At 68.7% G+C, this 17859-nt stretch carries 13 protein-coding genes; 7 read left to right on the top strand and 6 right to left on the bottom strand.

Features of this window, described 5'->3' with window-relative positions; genetic code table 11:
- Positions 1-87: 87 nt before the first annotated feature.
- Positions 88-417: a heat shock protein HspQ gene (gene hspQ, locus H6844_04545; GenBank protein ID MCB9928671.1), complete on the bottom strand. Its 330-nt coding sequence runs from the start codon at positions 415-417 to the stop codon at positions 88-90.
- Between the two features lie 165 nt (positions 418-582).
- Here hspQ and H6844_04540 point away from each other — a divergent pair, with 165 nt between their 5' ends.
- Together H6844_04540 and H6844_04535 are read left to right on the top strand one after the other, a co-directional pair.
- On the top strand, positions 583-2232 hold the full coding sequence (locus H6844_04540) for a hypothetical protein (protein ID MCB9928670.1): 1650 nt from the start codon (positions 583-585) through the stop codon (positions 2230-2232).
- Positions 2233-2248: 16 nt separating this feature from the next.
- Positions 2249-3145: a DMT family transporter gene (locus H6844_04535; GenBank protein ID MCB9928669.1), complete on the top strand. Its 897-nt coding sequence runs from the start codon at positions 2249-2251 to the stop codon at positions 3143-3145.
- Here H6844_04535 and H6844_04530 read toward each other — a convergent pair.
- Entirely contained in the window at positions 3103-3990 is an 888-nt protein-coding gene (locus H6844_04530; protein MCB9928668.1) for a DMT family transporter, read from the bottom strand. The two genes, H6844_04535 and H6844_04530, sit on opposite strands and share 43 nt — an antisense overlap.
- Before the next feature lie 105 nt (positions 3991-4095).
- Here H6844_04530 and H6844_04525 point away from each other — a divergent pair, with 105 nt between their 5' ends.
- The gene (locus H6844_04525) at positions 4096-5016 is read left to right on the top strand and encodes a phytanoyl-CoA dioxygenase family protein (protein MCB9928667.1); all 921 of its coding nucleotides are present in this window, start codon (positions 4096-4098) and stop codon (positions 5014-5016) included.
- 290 nt (positions 5017-5306) lie between these two features.
- Here the strand turns inward: H6844_04525 and H6844_04520 are convergent, their stop codons facing one another.
- Positions 5307-5948, bottom strand: a complete 642-nt coding sequence (locus tag H6844_04520) for a leucyl/phenylalanyl-tRNA--protein transferase (GenBank protein ID MCB9928666.1) — start codon at positions 5946-5948, stop codon at positions 5307-5309.
- A 127-nt stretch (positions 5949-6075) separates the two neighbouring features.
- The gene (locus H6844_04515; GenBank protein ID MCB9928665.1) at positions 6076-8916 is read right to left on the bottom strand and encodes a ribonuclease E/G; all 2841 of its coding nucleotides are present in this window, start codon (positions 8914-8916) and stop codon (positions 6076-6078) included.
- Positions 8917-9509: 593 nt separating this feature from the next.
- Here H6844_04515 and H6844_04510 point away from each other — a divergent pair.
- Both H6844_04510 and H6844_04505 read left to right on the top strand, forming a co-directional pair.
- Positions 9510-10733, top strand: coding sequence for an N-acetylmuramoyl-L-alanine amidase (locus H6844_04510; GenBank protein ID MCB9928664.1), 1224 nt, complete (start codon positions 9510-9512; stop codon positions 10731-10733).
- A gap of 108 nt (positions 10734-10841) precedes the next feature.
- Positions 10842-13286: a penicillin-binding protein 1A gene (locus H6844_04505; protein ID MCB9928663.1), complete on the top strand. Its 2445-nt coding sequence runs from the start codon at positions 10842-10844 to the stop codon at positions 13284-13286.
- A gap of 256 nt (positions 13287-13542) precedes the next feature.
- Here H6844_04505 and H6844_04500 read toward each other — a convergent pair whose 3' ends face one another.
- On the bottom strand, positions 13543-14310 hold the full coding sequence (locus H6844_04500; GenBank protein MCB9928662.1) for an rRNA pseudouridine synthase: 768 nt from the start codon (positions 14308-14310) through the stop codon (positions 13543-13545).
- Between the two features lie 149 nt (positions 14311-14459).
- On the opposite strand from H6844_04500, the gene H6844_04495 reads away from it, so the two are divergent.
- Complete coding sequence (locus H6844_04495) at positions 14460-14888, top strand: nucleoside deaminase (GenBank protein ID MCB9928661.1); 429 nt, start codon at positions 14460-14462, stop codon at positions 14886-14888.
- A 229-nt stretch (positions 14889-15117) separates the two neighbouring features.
- Positions 15118-16497 carry an aspartate aminotransferase family protein gene (locus H6844_04490; protein MCB9928660.1) on the top strand — a complete coding sequence of 460 codons (1380 nt, stop codon included), beginning with the start codon at positions 15118-15120 and terminating at the stop codon, positions 16495-16497.
- A 129-nt stretch (positions 16498-16626) separates the two neighbouring features.
- On the opposite strand, the gene H6844_04485 is transcribed toward H6844_04490, so the two are convergent.
- Positions 16627-17856, bottom strand: a complete 1230-nt coding sequence (locus tag H6844_04485) for an MFS transporter (protein MCB9928659.1) — start codon at positions 17854-17856, stop codon at positions 16627-16629.
- Between the last annotated feature and the right edge of the window lie 3 nt (positions 17857-17859).

Below are 17859 nucleotides of genomic sequence, written 5' to 3'. Positions count from 1 at the left end.
TAGCCGCCACGCCGCGCCGCGGCTATCCCGTCCCGTCCGCGTCGCGGCTATCCTGTCCCGCCCGCGCCGCGCCCCGCGAGCCGAAGGTCAGTGCGCGTGTTCGGAGCGCAGCACGTACTGGCCGTTTTTCATGCCGGTGAACACCGCTGCCAGATCCGGGTGCCGCACCGGCTTGCCGCTCTCGTCCACCAGCAAATTCTGCTCCGAGACATAGGCGATGTACGTGGTCTCGGCGTTCTCGGCGAACAGATGGTAATAGGGCTGGTCCTTGCGCGGCCGCGACTCTTCCGGGATCGACAGCCACCATTCCTCGCTGTTCGCGAAGGTGGGATCGACGTCGAAAATCACACCGCGAAACGGGAATCGCCGGTGCCGCACCACCTGCCCGATCTGAAACTTGGCCTGCAGCGCCTCCATGGTTGTTCCTTAATCTGCGAAAATCGCTCTCTCGGGTGGCATTGTACCGTAACCGCACCGGCGATACCACCGGCACAGCCGTTGCAGAGTGATGAAGATAGGGGCAAGCTGGCCATTCTTCCAGCCTTCGCCCACGCGACCGCTTTGCCAAAATCGAGGAAACCGATGCCCCGGACCGCTGCAAAAGTTCTGGTGGAAACCCTGCGCAGCCACGGCGTCGACCGCGCCTTCTGCGTGCCGGGCGAAAGCTATCTGGCGGTCATGGATGCCCTGGTCGAGGACCCGGCGCTGGAAATCGTCTCGTGCCGGCACGAGGGCGGGGCGGCCTTCATGGCCGTGGCCGACGCGAAATGCACCGGCCGGCCGGGCGTGGTGTTTGCGAGCCGCGGCCCCGGCGCCACCAATGCGGCGGTCGCGATCCACTCGGCCCATCAGGGCGGCGTGCCGCTGGTGGTGATGCTGGGCCAGGTCGGTACCCGCTCCATCGGCAAGACCCACACCCAGGAAATGGACTTCACCAAAACCTTCGCCGACATGGCAAAGCGCGTCGAGCAGGTGAACGACCCGAACCGCATCGCCGAGATCACCGCCCGCGCGTTTCACGTCGCCCAGACCGGCACGCCGGGGCCGGTCATCGTCGCCCTGCCCACCGACGTGCTGGAGGCGGCAACCGAGGCGGAGCCCCGCGACCCGCAGCCGCTCGGCCGCCCCGGCGCGGCGGAGGCGGACGTTTCCGCCGTTGCCGACCTGCTCGCCCGGTCCGAGCGCCCGGTGCTGATCGCCGGCGAGCACACCGGCCGCGCCCGCGACCTGCTGGCCCAGGTGGCGGAGGCGTATCAGGTGCCGGTGATGCCGGTCTACGAGCACCAGGACGTGTTCGACCACGAACACCCGCTCTATGCCGGCGAGCTGGGCGTGCGCCCGCCGATGGACGTGCGCCGCACCGCCTGGGACGCGGACGTGGTCGTCGCCATCGGCACGCGGCTGACCGGCGCCACCAATCTCGCCTACACCATTCCGGGCGAGGCGCAGACCTTCGTCCATATCCACCCGGACCCGGCGGAGGTGGGCGTGCGCCATCGCACCGACCACGCCATTGTCGCCGACGCGCCGGGCTTCCTCGCCGCGCTCGCCGGCCGCAACGCGCCGCCGCCGCCCGCCGGCCGCGCCGCCTGGACCCGGCGGGCGCATGACGCCTATCTGGGCGGGGCCTCGCTGCCGCCGCGCACCGCCGCCGACGGCATCGACTTCGCCCATGTGGTGGACGGGCTCAGCCGCCTGGCGCCGCCGGATGCCATCGTCACCACCGACGCCGGCAATTTCATGAGCTGGCTGCACCAGCGCTTCCGCTTCCGCCGCACGCAATTGCTGCTCGGCTCCGAGATCGGCGCCATGGGCATGGGCATTCCGGCCGGCGTCGCCGCCTCGCTGCGCTTTCCCGAGCGGCAGGTGTTCAGCTTCTGCGGCGATGGCGGCGCGCTGATGACCGGCTCGGAACTGGCCACCGCCATGCTGACCGGCGCCAAGCCTCGCATCATCGTCTCGAACAACCAGCATTACGGCACCATCCGCTTCCATCAGGAAACCCATTTCCCGAACCGGGCCCATCCGGTGACGACGCTGCGCAATCCGGACTTCGCCGCCTACGCCGCCGCCTTCGGCGCCAAGGGCCTGCGCATTCTGGAGCCCGACGACGTCGAGCCGGTGCTGCGCGAGGCGATGGCGACCGACGGCCCGGTGGTGATCGAGGTGCGCACCAGCCTGGAGTTGAACACCGCGCAGACGACGCTCAGCGCGCTGCAGGGCAAGGCGTAGGCGGGAGCGTTTCACCGTGAGCCTGCCGCCCACCGTTGCCGGCGTGTTGCTGTTCACCGCCGGCCTCTCCTTCATTGCGCTCGCCGACGCCATGGCCAAGGTGCTGGGCCAGAGCATGCCCAGCCCCCAGGTGGTCTGGCTCTATCTCTGTTGCGTGCTAATCGTGCTGGCGCTCTATTTCGGCGTGACCCGCCAGAATGTGCGCAAGCTGGCGAAGACCAACCGGCCGTGGCTGCAAGTGGCGCGCGGCCTCTGCATTCTCGGCTCGCTGACCTTCATCTTCGCAGCATTGCGCTTCCTGCCGCTGGCGGAGGCGACGGTGATCAACTTCACCGGCCCGCTGTTCATGGTCGCCCTGGCCGGCCCCATTCTGGGCGAGAAAGTGGGTTGGCGGCGCTGGGTGGCGGTGCTGGTGGGCCTGGCGGGGGCGTTGATCGTGGTGCGGCCCGGCTCGGCGGTGTTCCAGTGGGCGGCGCTGCTGCCCATCGGCTCCGCGGTGTTTTTCGCCCTGTTCCAGCTCATCACCCGCAAGCTGGCCGGCCAGGACAGCGCCATGACCACCCTGCTCTACACCCAGGTGGTGGCGGCCGTCGGCGCCATACCGGCCGCGCCCTTTTTCTGGACGCCGATCACGCTCTACCAGTTCGGCTATGTGTTCCTGGCGGGCTTTGTCGGCCTGGCGGCGCATATCTGCATGTTCAATGCCTTCCGCCTGGCCGATGCGTCGCTGCTGGCGCCGATCAACTACACCCGCATCGTCGCCAGCGTGCTGCTCGGCTATCTGATGTTCGACCAGCTTCCCGACGCCTACACCATCGCCGGCGGCGCGGTGATCGTTACCAGCGGCCTGTTCGTGATCTGGCGCGAGGCTCAGGTGCGGCGCGCGCGCCCTGCGAGGGCGGCCCGCCCCTGAACCAGCCAGAGGCCCGCCATCGCCATGGCAAAGCCGGCCAGCGCCGTCGGCGGCAGGGTCTCGCCCAGCAACCCATAGCCGAACACCGCGGTCAGGCCGGGGGTCAGGTAGAAATTCGCCGCCACCTTGCCGGCGGCGCCGCGGTTCAGCATGTAGAGATACAGGCCCATGCCGCCCAGCGACACGCCGAAAATCAGATAGAGCAGCGTGCCGACGCTGGCCGGCGTCCAGACGACGCGCACGTCCTCGAAGACGAGGGTCAGCACCGAACAGAACACCGCGGCCGCCAGCAATTGCAGCGCGTTGGCATGGGCGGCCGGCACGCCCTTGGCATAGCGGGCGAACAGCAGCGTCCCCACCACCATGCACGAGACCGAGCCCAGGCCCCAGGCCATGCCGGCCCCGGTGTCCAGTTGCAGCACGTTGACGCCCGCCACCAGCGCCACGCCGCCGGTCCCGAGCGCGAAGCCCAGCCATTGCGGCCAGCCGAAGCGCTCGCCCAGCAGCGGGCCGGACAGCACCGCCACCAGGATCGGCTGCAACGATCCGACCAGGGCCATGGTCGCGCCGGTGATCTCGGTCATGGCCAGATAGGCGGCCGACAGATAGCCGCCATTCATCAGCACGCCCGCCAGCGCCGTCAGCGCCCAGCGCCCGCGCAATTCCCGCCAGCGCCGCGGCTGCCAGAGCGAGACGATCACCGCCAGCACCGAGCCGGCAATGGCGAAGCGCACCGACAGGAAATACAGCGGCGAGACATCCGGCAAGCCGGCCCGCACCGCGATGAAGGCGCCGGACCACAGGCAGATGAACAGAAAGGGCGCCAGGGCAGCCACGGCAGGCAACGGCTTTCCACACGGAGAGAAGCCGCAGTAGTGCCGCTTGCCCGCTTCGGGGTAAAGGGGCAGAGTGCCCCGCAGGCCCAAAAACAAACGCAGGAACCGCGCGCCATGCCCGTCCGCCTCTCCCAACAGCAGGTCGAAGAGTATTTCGAAAAGGGCTATGTCGTCGTCGAAGGCGTCCTCAGCCCGGAAAAACTGCGCCGGCTGCGCGAGGAGACCGAGCGGATCATCGCCCAGGCGGCCAGCGTCACCGAGCACAACAGCGTCTACGACCTGGAAGACAGCCATTCCGCCAGCAATCCGCGCGTGCGCCGGATCAAGGAGCCGCACAACCATTTTCCCTTCTTCCGCGAATTGTTCTGCGACACCGACATCACCGACGTGCTGGTGCCGCTGCTGGGCGAAAACATCCGCATCTACGGCGCGAAGATGAACATGAAGGCGGCCGGCTATGGTGCGCCGGTGGAATGGCACCAGGACTGGGCCTTCTACCCGCACACCAATGACGACGTGCTGGCCACCGGCCTGCTGCTGGACGACTGCGACGAAAGCAACGGGCCGCTGATGGTGCTGCCGGGCAGCCACAAGGGGCCGGTCTACGACCACCACCATGACGGCTTTTTCTGCGGCGCCTTCGATCCGGATGCCATCGGCCTGGACCTCTCCGGCGCGGAGATGCTGACCGGGCCGGCCGGCTCCATGACCATCCACCATGTGCGCGCGGTGCATGGCTCGGCCCTGAACACCTCGAACCGCCAGCGCCGGCTGTTGCTGACCGAGTACGCCGCCGCCGATGCCTTTCCGATGGTGGGCTTGAAGGGCGATTACGAGGCCTATGAATCCCGCATCGCCCGCGGCGTCAGCACCCGCGAACCGCGGGTCGAGGCGGTGCCGGTGCGCCTGCCGCTGCCGGCGGCGAAAAACCAGGGCTCGATCTACGAGAACCAGAAAGGCGGCGGCCGGCGCTGGTTCGAGACCTACGAGGCCCGTACCGGCGAACGGCGCACGGCCGAAACCGCCGCCGAATAAGGCGCCGCCTGTTCCCCGGGCGAGGCCGAGCCGAGACCCGGGGCCGGTATCCTTCATCGAACACCGCCGCCGCCGGTGTTCGCGACAGCGAGCGGCCCCGGATCGGCGCTCCGCACCGTCCGGGGTACATCGGCGCTCCGCACCGTCCGGGGTACATCGGCGCTCCGCACCGTCCGGGGTACACCATTCCTTGGTGTGGTTTCCCCCCGATCTCGCCGCCGCCTGCTCCCCCGCGCGAGGCGGGGTCGAGACCCGGGGCCGGTGTCCACCTTCGAACACCGCCGCCGCGCTCAGATGCAGCGGTCCAGAAAGGCTTCCAGAGCCGCCTGGGGCAGGTCCGCCCGGAAGTCCGCCCGCACCGTCAGGGCCCGCTCCAGCTGGTCGCGGTAGTCGTCGCGCGGAATCTCGACCGTGCCGAACCGGGCCAGATGGTCGGTGATGAACTGCGTGTCCAGCAGGGTGAAGCCGCCATCGCACAGACGCGCCGCCAGGTGCACCAGCGCCACCTTGCTGGCGTCGCGCACCCGGCTGAACATGCTCTCGCCGAAAAACGCCCCGCCGAGGCGCAGGCCATAGAGGCCGCCCACCAGGGCATCGTCCTGCCAGCACTCGACCGTGTGGACCACGCCCATGTCATAGAGCGCCCGGAACAGCGAGCGCACTTCCGCATTGATCCAGGTATCGCGGCGGTCCGGGGTCGCCTCCGCACAGCCGTCGATCACGCCTTCGAAATCCGTATCGCACCGCACCCGAAAGCGGCCCTGCCGCACGGTGCGCTTCAGCCTTCGCGGCACATGGATCGCATCGAGCGGCAGCACGCCCCGCCGGTCCGGATCGACCCAGTACAGGGTTTCCGCGTCATGGGACTCCGCCATCGGGAACACGCCCATGGCGTAGGCCCGCAAGACCAATGTCGGGGTGAGAACCGTCATCGACAGCCTCCTGTTGCGAGATCAGGAGTCTGCCGCACCGGCGCCCGCCCGTCCAGAGAGCCCGTCCAGAGAGCCCGGACCGCGGGCGATCCGGTGTCCGCCGCCGATACACCCGGCAGGGGCGGGGCTATTCCAGCAACCGCTGCCACCAGCCGCGACGGCGCGGCCGCTTGGCCTCCGACGCCGCCGGCTCCCGCGTCGGCAGGAGCGGCTCGGATTCGGCGCGTTCCCCCCGACTCGGCTCGCTCCCGGCCATGGCGGGTGCAGGCGCACTCTCGGCCGTCACCAGTTCCGGTTCCGGCTCGGCTTCCGGCTCGGCTTCCGGTTCGGCGGCAGCCGCCGGTTCCTCGGCCGCGGGCGCCTCGTCGATTGCGTCGGATGCGTCGGTTACAACCGACGCCGCGTCTGCCTCGCCCGTCTCCGGCTCGACCGCAGCTTCGGTCGCCTCTGGCTCCGCCGCGGCTTCCGTCCCGGAGGGCACGGCATCCCCGACCGCCTCGGGCGCGGCCTCAGGCTCGGCCTCGGGCTCGGCCTCGGGCTCGGATTCCGGCACGGGCGCGGCGGCGCCGTTGACCGTCGCGTCCTCTGCCGTCACTTCTTCCTTGCGTGCCCGGCCCCGGCGTCCCTTGTCCTTGCGCCGGTCGCTGCGCGCCCGCGGCTTCTCCTCGGCAACCGGCTCGGCCTCGCTCTCCGCCTCGCTGCCGTCCGCCTCCAGGTCCGGCTCGGGCGCGACATGGAAGGCCAGCGGCGTGGCCGCACGGGCAAACACCGCGACACCCGGCAGGCTCTTCGTCTCCGGACGCGGCCGACGGCGGCGGCGGCGGCGGCGGTTGTTGCGGCTGCTGTCGCCGGCATCGCCCTCGCCCGCCTCGCCGCTCTCCTCGGCAACCGGCTGTTCGACCGGCTCGGCCGCCTCCACGGCGGCCTCCTCGCCGTCGCGCCGCCGGCGGCGACCGCCGCGGCGACCGCGGCGCCGGTCGGCCTCGTCCTCCGCTGGTTCGGCGGCGCCATTGCGGCGACCGCGACGCGGCTGGCTGCTGCGCGCCTCGGCCGCCTCCTCGACCTCGTCCTCGTCCTCTTCGTCCGCCTCAACGACCGGCGCCGGCAGCGGCACCAGGTCGAGGGTCGGCGACTCGCCGCGCTCCAGCATCTCCACCCGCATGTCGGGCGGCACCAGGGTCGAGTCGGGCTCGAAACGGCAGAACAGGTTGTAATCGCGCTCGAACCGGGCCAGTTCGTCCCGCTTGTCGTTCAGGATGTAGAAGGCCACGTCCGGCGCCAGGGTCACCCGGGCCACACCGGCATTGCCGCGCAGGCCATGGTCTTCCAGCGCCCGCAACACATGCAGCGCGCTGGTGCCGACGGAGTGAATGCGGCCGGTGCCCTCGCAATGCGGGCAGGGCTGCATCATCGTTTCCAGCAAGGACGGCCGCAGGCGCTGGCGCGACATCTCCAGCAGGCCGAGCGAACTGATGCGGCCCACCTGCACGCGGGCACGGTCGTTGCGCAGCGCGTCTTTCAGCCGGCGCTCGACCGCGGCGTTGTTGCGCCGGTCCTCCATGTCGATGAAGTCGATGACGATCAGGCCGGCCAGATCGCGCAAGCGCAACTGGCGGGCGATTTCCTCGGACGCTTCCAGATTGGTCTTGAGCGCCGTTTCCTCGATATGGCGCTCGCGCGTGGCCCGGCCGGAGTTGATGTCGATCGCCACCAGCGCCTCGGTCAGGTTGATGACCAGATAGCCGCCGGAACGCAGCTGCACGATGGGCGAGTGCAGATGCTCCAACTGCGAATCCACCTTGAAGCGGTGGAACAGCGGCGGCGAGCTGTCCTTGTAGGGCTGCACCCGCTTGGCGTGGCTCGGCATCAAGGTCTTCATGAAGTCCTTGGCCTCGCGATAGGCGGCATCGCCCTGGACCAGCACCTCCTCGATCTCGCGGCTATAGCTGTCGCGCAGCACCCGCTTGATGAGCTGGCTTTCCTCGTAGATCAGCGCCGGCGCGCGCGATTGCAGCGTCACCTCGCGGATCTGTTCCCAGGTCTTGGCCAGATAGTCGAAATCGCGCTTGATCTCGGACTTGGTGCGGCCGATGCCGGCGGTGCGCACGATCACCGCCATGCCGCCCGGAATCTCCAGCGAGTCGACAATGCCCTTCAGCCGCTTGCGGTCGCGGCCCTGGGTGATCTTGCGGCTGATGCCGCCGCCGCGCGCCGTGTTCGGCATCAGCACGCAATAGCGGCCGGCCAGCGACAGATAGGTGGTGACGGCCGCGCCCTTGGTGCCGCGCTCCTCCTTCACCACCTGGACCAGCATGATCTGGCCGCGCTTGATCACTTCCTGGATGGTGTAGGAGCGACGCAGCCGCGCGCCGCGGCGGCGGTCCTGCTCGTCGCGGCTGTCCTTGCGCCGGCCGCGGCCATTGCTGCGGCCCCGGCCGTTGCGCCGGGCACGGGGCTTTTCCGCCTCGCCGTCGTCATCGTCTTCGTCCGCGTCGTCGTCCGAAGGCTCGGCATACGCCGCGGCGCCATCTTCCGCCGTCAGCGCCGCGTCGGCACCGTCCTCGTCCGCATCGTCCGCGGCATCGTCGGCGTCGCGCTCGTCCGCCTCGTCTGCGGCATCGTCTGCCGCCTCCGCGGCGTCATCATCGTCGCCGTCGTCGTCGAAATCGTCATTGCGGTGCGCGCGCGCCTGTTCGGCCAGCAACGCCTCCCGGTCGGCGACCGGAATGCGGTAGTAATCCGGGTGGATTTCGCTGAACGGCAGAAAGCCGTGGCGGTTGCCGCCGTAATCGACGAATGCCGCCTGGAGCGACGGCTCTACCCGGGTGATCTTGGCCAGGTAGATATTGCCCTTGAGCGCTCGTTGGCTGCTAAGTTCCGAATCGTACTCAAGAAGCGTGTTGCCTTCCATGATGACCACGCGGGTTTGCTCCGCATGGCTGGAATCGATCAACATCCGTTTGGTCATAAACGATGGTCTCCGATCGGCGAACGGCCGATGGGGAGCCGGGGGGCGTTCGTGTGAGGGGCGCGCGGTTGAGCGAAGGCGGATAAACCGCCGGGTGGCGGACTTCGGAGCCGCGAATCGCGGGTAGAAGCCTGGCCAGCAACCGGCGCGCAGGCATCGAACTGATCCGGCTGGGCCGTTCGGTGTGGTATTGGGGCGGAAGGTCCAAGCAAGCCGGTAGCGTCACGAAAATCGCGCTTGAGTGGAAAAACGGCGCGGTCGGTGAACGCAACGGTGCTTCAACCTCCATCAAGAGTGTCAAACGGGAAATGCGCAGCGGGCGGCGGTGATTCGCACGCGGGTCGGCGGGGCTTGAAAACACCCTGCCGCCGGGCTTCCACTCGATCGAAAGGCCGAACGCATGACATCGCGCACCGCGCACCATCCGAATGTGGTGTTTACATAGCCTGTTTTGCGACTGCTTACAATTCTTTGTTGGCGGTCGCGTTGCCGCGGAGGCTTGCCGCGGCGGACGGCGGTCTCTGCCGACGATTGCGTTTGCGCCGCAGCGCCGTTAAGCCCTAGCGGTGACCTGTCTCCTCCGCGAGCGCGTGATGGCCGAATCCATCTTCCCCCGATCGCCCCGTGCCACCGGCTGGGTCGTCGGGCTGTGGCTGTGCCTGCTGGCCGGATCGATCCTGCCGGCCGCCGGCGCGATGGCCAGGCCCCAAGTCCTGGATGTCGAACTGGTGCAGCAGGGCCCGGCCAGCACCGTGCAACTGATGGTCGATGCAAACGTCGGTTACCGGGCGTTCACCCTGGCCTCGCCGCTGCGGCTGGTGGTCGACCTGCCGGCGGTGGACTGGCGCGCGCCGGAAAGCCAGTTGGAACGGGCGGCGCGACAGAGCCGGCAGGTCAAGGCGGTCCGGTGGGGTTTGTTTCGGGAAGGCACGCTGCGCATCGTGTTCGATCTTGCCGGTCCGATCCGGGTGGAATCGGTGGCGCTGCGGCCGCACGGACGCCGGTATGCGCTGGAACTGCAATGGCGGGCCGACCGGACCTACCGCGCGCAGGAGTTCGGCAATTTCCGCGAAGTGCCGATCCCGCCGCCGCGCCCGACCCGTCATAGCCGGCAACCGCGGCCGCTGGTGGTGATCGACCCCGGCCATGGCGGCGTCGACCCCGGCGCGCTCGGCCGGCACAACACGCTGGAGAAATCGGTCACCCTGGCCGTGGCACAGCAACTGGCGCGGGCGCTCCGCGATACCGGCCGCTACCGCGTCGTCCTGACCCGCAACAACGATCGGTTCCTGCCGCTGCGCGAACGCATGCACATCGCCCGGCGCCTCGACGCCGACCTGTTCCTGTCCCTGCACGCCGATTCCGCGATCGATCCCCGGGCGCGCGGCCTGTCGGTCTATACCCTGTCGGACCAGGCGTCCGATGCCGAGGCCGCAGCGCTGGCGAAGCAGGAGAACCGGGCCGATGCCATTGGCGGCCTCGACCTGTCGGACGAGCAGCCGGAAGTGGTCTCGATCCTGATCGACCTGGCCCAGCGCGAGACCAAGAACCAGTCGGTGCGCTTTGCCAACCAGTTGATCCAGGCCATGGTTTTGCGGGTGCCGGTGCTGGACCGCCCGATCCGGCACGCGGGCTTTGCGGTCCTCAAGGCGCCGGACGTGCCGGCCGCCCTCATCGAACTGGGCTTTCTCTCGCACCCCCAGGAAGAGCGGCTGTTGCTTTCGGCGAAACACCGGGCGGCGATCATCGACGGCATTGTCGCCGCCACCGACAGTTTCTTCGCCGACCGCAGGCAGGCAGCGGCCGATGACCGTTGAGCGCTGCGAGGCCGCGGGCGCGCGGGGTCGACGACGGCGCCCCGAACGCTTAGGTAGGGCGCAGGCGTCTCGAACGGCGAACGCACCGACAACGGCGGAAGCAGTCGAATGAAGCGATGGTTGTTGCGCGGCCTGTGGGCCTATCTGGTGGTGATGGTGATCGGCCTCGCCGCTGGCCTCGCCGCTGTCTACCACTTTGCCAGCGACCTGCCGGACAACCGCGCGCTGGAAGCCTATGTGCCGCCGATCACCACCCGCCTGTATGCGGAAAACGGCGAGTTGATGGCCGAGTACGCGACCGAAAACCGGGTGTTCGTGCCGATCGAAGAAGTGCCGCCCATGGTCAAGAACGCCTTCCTGGCGGCGGAAGACAACAATTTCTATCAGCATCACGGCATCGACGTTCGCGGCATTCTGCGCGCGGCCGTCACCAATCTGCGCAATATCGGCACCGGCCGCCGGCTGGTCGGCGGTTCCACCATCACCCAGCAGGTGGCCAAGAATTTCTCGCTGTCGAGCGAGGTGTCCTGGCAGCGCAAGATCAAGGAGGCCATCCTCGCCTTCCGCATCGAACGCGCCCTGCCGAAGGACCGTATCCTCGAACTTTATCTGAACGAAATTTATCTGGGGGCGGGCGCCTATGGCATCGGCGCCGCCGCCGAACGCTATTTCGGCAAGACGCTGGACGAATTGCATCCGGGCGAAATCGCCTTCCTGGCGGGCCTGCCGAAAGCCCCCAGCGCCTACAACCCGGTGCGCAATCATGACGAGGCGCTGGCCCGCCGCAATGTCGTGCTGCAACGCATGGCCGACGAGGGGCTGATTTCCGAGGCCGTCCTGACGTCCGAGCGGGCGCTGCCGCTCGAAGCCCCCGGGCTGGACAAGACCGGAAAGCAGCCCGCCCCCTGGTTTGCCGAGCAGGTGCGGCGCGAACTGGCCAACGAGTTCGGCAACACCAAGCTGTACGAGGGCGGTCTGTCGGTGCGCACGACCATGGACCCGCGCCTGCAAACCATCGCCCAGGCCGCGCTCCGCCGCGGGCTGGAGGTCTATGACCGCCGTCATGGCTATCGCGGCCCGGTCGCGCGGATCGACCTGGCCGGCGACTGGCAGAAGGCGCTGGCCGCGGTGGAAGACCCCGATCCCGGCACCGAGGCCCGGCTGGCGGTGGTGCGCGAGGTCGGCGCCCAATCCGTCGCCATCGCCTTTGCCGACGGCAGCAAGGGCACCCTGCCCTTTGGCCAGATGGAGTGGGCCGGCGGGTACGAGCAAAACTCCCGGCGGGTCGGCGATCCGAAGCGGCCGTCCGACGTGGTCAGCGCCGGCGACGTGATCCTGGTGCGCCCGTTCGACACCGACGGCAAGCCGCTCGACAAGGGCGACTTCGCCCTGACCCAGGCACCGGCGGTCGACGGCGCGCTGATCGCGGTCGATCCCTATACCGGCCGCATGCTGGCCATGGTCGGCGGCTACAATGCGCGCCGCAGCGAGTTCAACCGGGCGGTGCAGGCCAAGCGCCAGCCGGGATCGGCCTTCAAGCCGTTCGTCTATCTGACGGCGCTGGACAACGGCTTCACCCCAGCCACCATCATCCAGGACGCGCCGTTCGTGATGCGCGACCCGACGGTGCTGGGCAGCGGCTGGAAGCCCTCGAACTACAGCTCGGGCCGGTTTTACGGCCCCTCGCCCATGCGCCTCGGCATCGAGTTTTCGCGCAATCTGATGACGGTGCGCCTCGCCAATGCGGTGGGCATGGACAAGATCGCGGCCACCGCCGCGCGTTTCGACGTGATCGAGGACATGGCGCCGGTGCTGGCCATGGCGCTCGGCAGCGGCGAGACCACGCTGCTCAAGCTCACCACCGCCTATGCCATGCTGGTCAATGGCGGCAAGCGCGTCCAGCCGAGTTTCATCGACCGCATCCAGAACCGGTTCGGCAAGACCGAATACCGCCACGATGCCCGCCCCTGCCCCGATTGCTCCGGGCCCGCCGCCATTCTGGACGCCGTTCCGCTGCCGGACTGGCAGGCCGAGCAGGTGGACGACCCGGTGTCGATCTATCAGATCGTCTCGATGTTGCAGGGCGTGATCGACCGCGGCACGGCCAAACGCGCCCGCATTCCGGGCGTGCCGCTTGCCGGCAAGACCGGCACCAGCAACGACGCGCGCGACACCTGGTTCATCGGTTTCAGTTCGAACCTGGCAGTGGGCGTGTTCGTCGGCTTCGACCAGCCGGCAAGCCTGGGGCCGCACGAAGCCGGCGGCGTCGTGGCCGCGCCGATCTTCGGCGATTTCATGAAGCAGGCGCTGGATTTCTATCCGGCCCACCCGTTCCGGGCACCGGAAGGGGTGCGGTTCGTCCGCATCGACCGGAAGACCGGCAAACTGCCGTCGCCCGGCGACACCGACGTGATCCTGGAGGCGTTCCGCCCCGGCACCGAGCCCGGCGCCGCGCCCCAGGCCACCATCGCCGACACCCCCGACGACCAGCCGCAACCCGCGACCGATACCGAAGCCACGCGGGTTCGCAAACGCATGGGCGGCATTTACTAGGGCGGAGTGCTTTCCCGCTGGTACCAGGGCGGAGTCTTCTCCCGCTGGCTCACCGCCCCATCTTCCCTGTCCTCGCGCAAGCGGGGACCCATGCCTGAGAGACCAATACAGAATCCCTGTCCTTGGGAGAAGCTCTCAGGCATGGGCTCCCGCTTGCGCGGGAGATGGGGCAGGAGAGTGGCTCAACCAGGACCGAAAGCACACTAGACGCCCGGCCCCGCCGGAGACGGCCCCGCCGAGGTCAGCGATGGGGGCGTCAGCGATGGGGGCGCGGCTTGATCAGCTTCTCGCCCAGTTGATCGCGCAGGGCCTTGCGCCCCACCTCCTCGACCGCGCCGCGCGGCAGCTTGCCGAGTTGGAACGGGCCGTAGGCCGTGCGGATCAGGCGGCTGACCGGATAGCCCAGCCACTGCATCACCCGGCGGATTTCCCGGTTCTTGCCCTCGCGCAGGGCCACCGTGATCCAGGCGTTCGACCCTTTCTGTTCGTCCAGGGTTGCCTGGATCGGTCCATAGCGGACACCGTCAACCACCGGCCCCTTCTCCAACTGCGCCAGCCTGGCCGGGTCGATCTGCCCATGCGCCCGCACCCGGTAGCGCCGCAGCCAGCCGCGGCTCGGCAATTCCAGTTCCCGCGCAAGGGCGCCGTCATTGGTCAGCAGCAACAACCCCTCGCTGGTGAGGTCCAGGCGGCCGACGGTCATCACGCGCGGCAGTTCGGGCGGCAGGCGGTCGAACACGGTCGGCCGGCCTTCCGGATCGCGGTTGGTGGTCACCAGCCCCGACGGCTTGTGATAGCGCCAGAGCCGAGCCGGCTCGGCCGAGGGAATCGGCTGGCCATCGACCGTGATCACATCGGTTTCGCTGACATTGACCGCGGCCGAGGTCAGCACCTTGCCGCCGACGGCGACCCGTCCGGCCTCGATCCAGCGTTCGGCCTCGCGCCGGGAACACAGGCCGGCGCGGGCCAGGCGTTTGGCGATGCGCTCGCCGGAAGCCGGCGTCGGGGACTGCGCTTCAGCCATGCCCGACACGGCTCCGGCGGCCGACCGAACGGCCAAGGGGAAGGAAGGACGCACGCATGGCAAGGGTTCCTGTCGCGGCCAAGGGTTTGCTGTTATGTAGGCGCATGCCGAACGGTTCGCACTCCTCCGCCCTGGCCCATGGCCATCCCATGCGCCTCGCGCTCGCCGAAGCCCGCGCCGCCGCCGCGGCGGGCGAGGTGCCGGTGGGGGCGGTGCTGGTCTGCGGCGACCGGGTGCTGGCTCGGGCGCACAATCGCGTCGAGTGCGACCACGACCCGACCGCGCACGCCGAAATCCTGGCGATCCGCGCGGCCGCGCACGATCTCGGGACGCCCCGTCTAGAGGATTGCGACCTCTATGTCACGCTGGAGCCCTGCGCCATGTGCGCCCAGGCCCTGAGCCTCGCCCGCATCCGGCGACTATATTTCGGCGCCTACGACCCCAAGGGCGGCGGCGTCGAGCACGGCGCCCGCGTGTTCGCCCGCACCACCTGCCACCACCGGCCGGAGGTCTATGGCGGCGTCGCCGAGGCCGAAGCGGCCGAACTGCTGCGCCGCTTCTTCGCCGAGCGGCGCTGACCCGCGACGACCGTCACCTGTTCCCCGGAGGGGCGGAGCCGTCCGGGCCGGCGTCGGGGACATGTCAATGTGCCGCACGCGGCGGCGCCGCACCTGCCGGGCGCCTACACTGTCGCCGCAGTTTCCCCGATTGCCGCAGTTTGCCCTGTCTGATTGAATATGGTGCCGGATCGAACGAACACTGCCCCTCTCGCTCCGCCATCGCCTGTCTGCGACAAGGACCCGACCGATGAACGACATCGCCCCCTCGCTCTCGAACGAAGCCGCCCTGAAAGCCTCGGCCAACGAGCACGTGTTCATGCACGGCTCCGCCTATCGCTCGCTGGCCCACGACGCCGGCAAGCGCGTGCTGGTGGAGGGCAAGGGCATCTGGGTCAAGGATATCGACGGCAACTGGCTGATGGACGCCATGGCCGGGCTCTGGCTGGTCAATGTCGGCCATGGCCGCAAGGAAATCGGCGAGGCCATCGCCCGCCAGGCCGGCCAGCTCGCCTATGCCAGTTCCACCACCGCCACCACCATTCCCGCCATCCAGCTGGCCGAGCGGCTGGCGGCGATCACCCCCGGCGACCAGAACACGGTGTTCTTCACCTCCGGCGGCTCGGAATCGGTCGAAAGCGCGCTGAAGATCGCGCGCCAGTACCATTATCACCGCGGCGAGCCGAAGCGGCAGAAGATCATCGGCCGGCGTGGCTCCTATCACGGCGGCACCTATGCCGCCATGAGCGTCAGCGGCACCCGGCCGGTGAGCGACCCCTATCACTCGCCCTTCATGCCCGGCGTGCTGCACGCCTCGCCGCCCTATTGCTATCGCTGCGACTTCCGCCAGACCTTCCCCGGCTGCGACCTGCTCTGCGCCGACCAGATCGGCCAGATGATCGAGTACGAGAACCCCAAGACCGTCGCCGCCGTGATCGGCGAGCCGATCAGCGCCTCCAACGGCATCGTCATCCCGCCGGAGGGCTATTGGCGGCGCCTGCGCGAAATTTGCGACAAGTACGGCGTGCTGCTGATCACCGACGAGGTCATCAACGGCTTCGGCCGCACCGGCAAAATGTTCGCCAGCGAGCATTTCGGCGTGGTCGGCGATATGATGACCATGGCCAAGGGCCTGACCAGCGGCTACGTCCCCATGGGCGGCGTCATGTGCCGGCCGCACGTGGTCGAGGCGTTCGAGGGCGACAACTCGCTCTCGCACCTGATCACCTATGGCGGCCACCCGGTCGCTGCCGCCGCCGCGCTCGCCAATCTCGACATCATCGAGCGCGAAGGGCTGGTGGAGAACTCCGCCAAGATGGGCGCGCTGCTGCTGGAAGGGCTGAACGGGCTCCGCGACAAGCACGCGTGCATCGGCGACGTGCGCGGCCTCGGCCTGATCGCCGGCGTCGAGGTGGTGAAGGACCGGACGACCAAGGCGAAATTCGCCGAGAACGGTCCGGAACTGAAGGCGATGAACGAAGGGCTGCGCCAGCGCGGCCTGATCACCCGCGCCGGCACGGTGCTGAATCTCTGCCCGCCGCTCTGCATTTCGGCGGACGAGGTGCAACAGATGGTGGACATTGTCGACGGCGCGCTCGGCGACCTGGAACGGGCCGCCGGCATGGCCTGAGCCTGCGCTCGCCCCTCGGTGTAAAACGGGATGGCCGGTGTGTCCCGGACGGTGCTGAGCGCCGATCCGGGACCGGTGTCCTTGATCGCACACCGACGCCGATGCTCGCACGCGAACGCGAGCCCCCCCCTATTCCGCCGCCACGGCGACCTTCGGCCTCTCCTCGTCGGCCGGGGTCGGCAGCATGGCGATGGCTGCAATGGCCACGGCAGCGAAGACCGCCAGCACCAGGAACAACTGCACGAACTCGCCCGTGCTGTCATAGACGAAGCCAACCAGCGGCAGGGCCGCCGCGCTCGAACACAGCGAGATGGCGAAACGCAGGCCGTAGGCGGTGTTGATCCAGCGCTGCGGCACGTATTTGCTGAACAGCGCGTCCGAAATCGGCTGGGTGCCGACGGTGCAGACCATGACCAGGAACAGGCCGAACACCATGGTCCCGTCCGCCGCCTGCGAGCACAGCACCAGCGCCGGCGCCATCAGGCCATAGGTCATCAGGAACAGGCGTTTCAGCGGGTATTTGTCTGCCAGCACGCCGCCGACCAGTTGCGCCCCGCCCGCCACCATCAGAATGGCGGAGGTCAGGCCGCCCGCGCCCAGCACGGCGGCCAGCCCGATCTGCACCCGATGGTCGACCACGTTGGTGAGCGAAAAGGTCATGGCCTGGAACACCATGCCCATGCAGAAGGTCAGCAGCGCCAGCAGGCCCATCAGCCGCAGGAACGGCCCCAGGCCGACGGCGGCGACGAAATCCTTCAGGCTCGCATGTTCGTTGGCCTTGGCGCGCGAGACGTCCAGGTTCAGCCCGCGGCACCGCCAGTAGAAGCAGATGCCGACCAGGATCGCCGCCATGCCCGGCACAATGAAGGCGGCGCGCCAGCTCACCGTCAGCGTCAGCACCTCGGCGATGATCGCGGCACTCGCCATGCCGAGCGAGCCGAAAATGCCGTTGACGCCCAGCATCTTGCCCCGGTTCTTGCCGGCGGCGCGGATCACCATGGGAATGCCGACGGGGTGATAGATCGAGGCGAACAGGCCAATGGCCGAGAGCGCAATGCCGATCTCCCAGGCCGAACCGGCCAGGCCCGCCAGCACCGCCGAGGCGCCGATGCCGACAAAATAGAGGGTCATCGTGCCGACGCTGCTCCACCGGTCGGCCAGCCAGCCGGCGAGCGGCGCGCCGGCGCCGAACAGCACGAAGCCCAGCCAGGCGAGCCCGACCAGTTGGCCATAGCTCATGCCAAACTCGGTCTGCAGCGGCCCGACCACGATCACGGTGGCGAACAGCAGGATCAGCATGTGGTCGAAGCTGTGGCCGAGGCACAGAAAGGGCATCGGCCCGCGGAAGAAATCTTTCATGGC

The organism is Alphaproteobacteria bacterium (assembly GCA_020638555.1).
In the GTDB taxonomy this organism is placed as follows: Bacteria; Pseudomonadota; Alphaproteobacteria; order Bin95; family Bin95; genus JACKII01.
The sequence above is the reverse complement of the archived record's forward strand: the minus strand, read 5'-3'. Positions and strand labels throughout refer to the sequence as shown.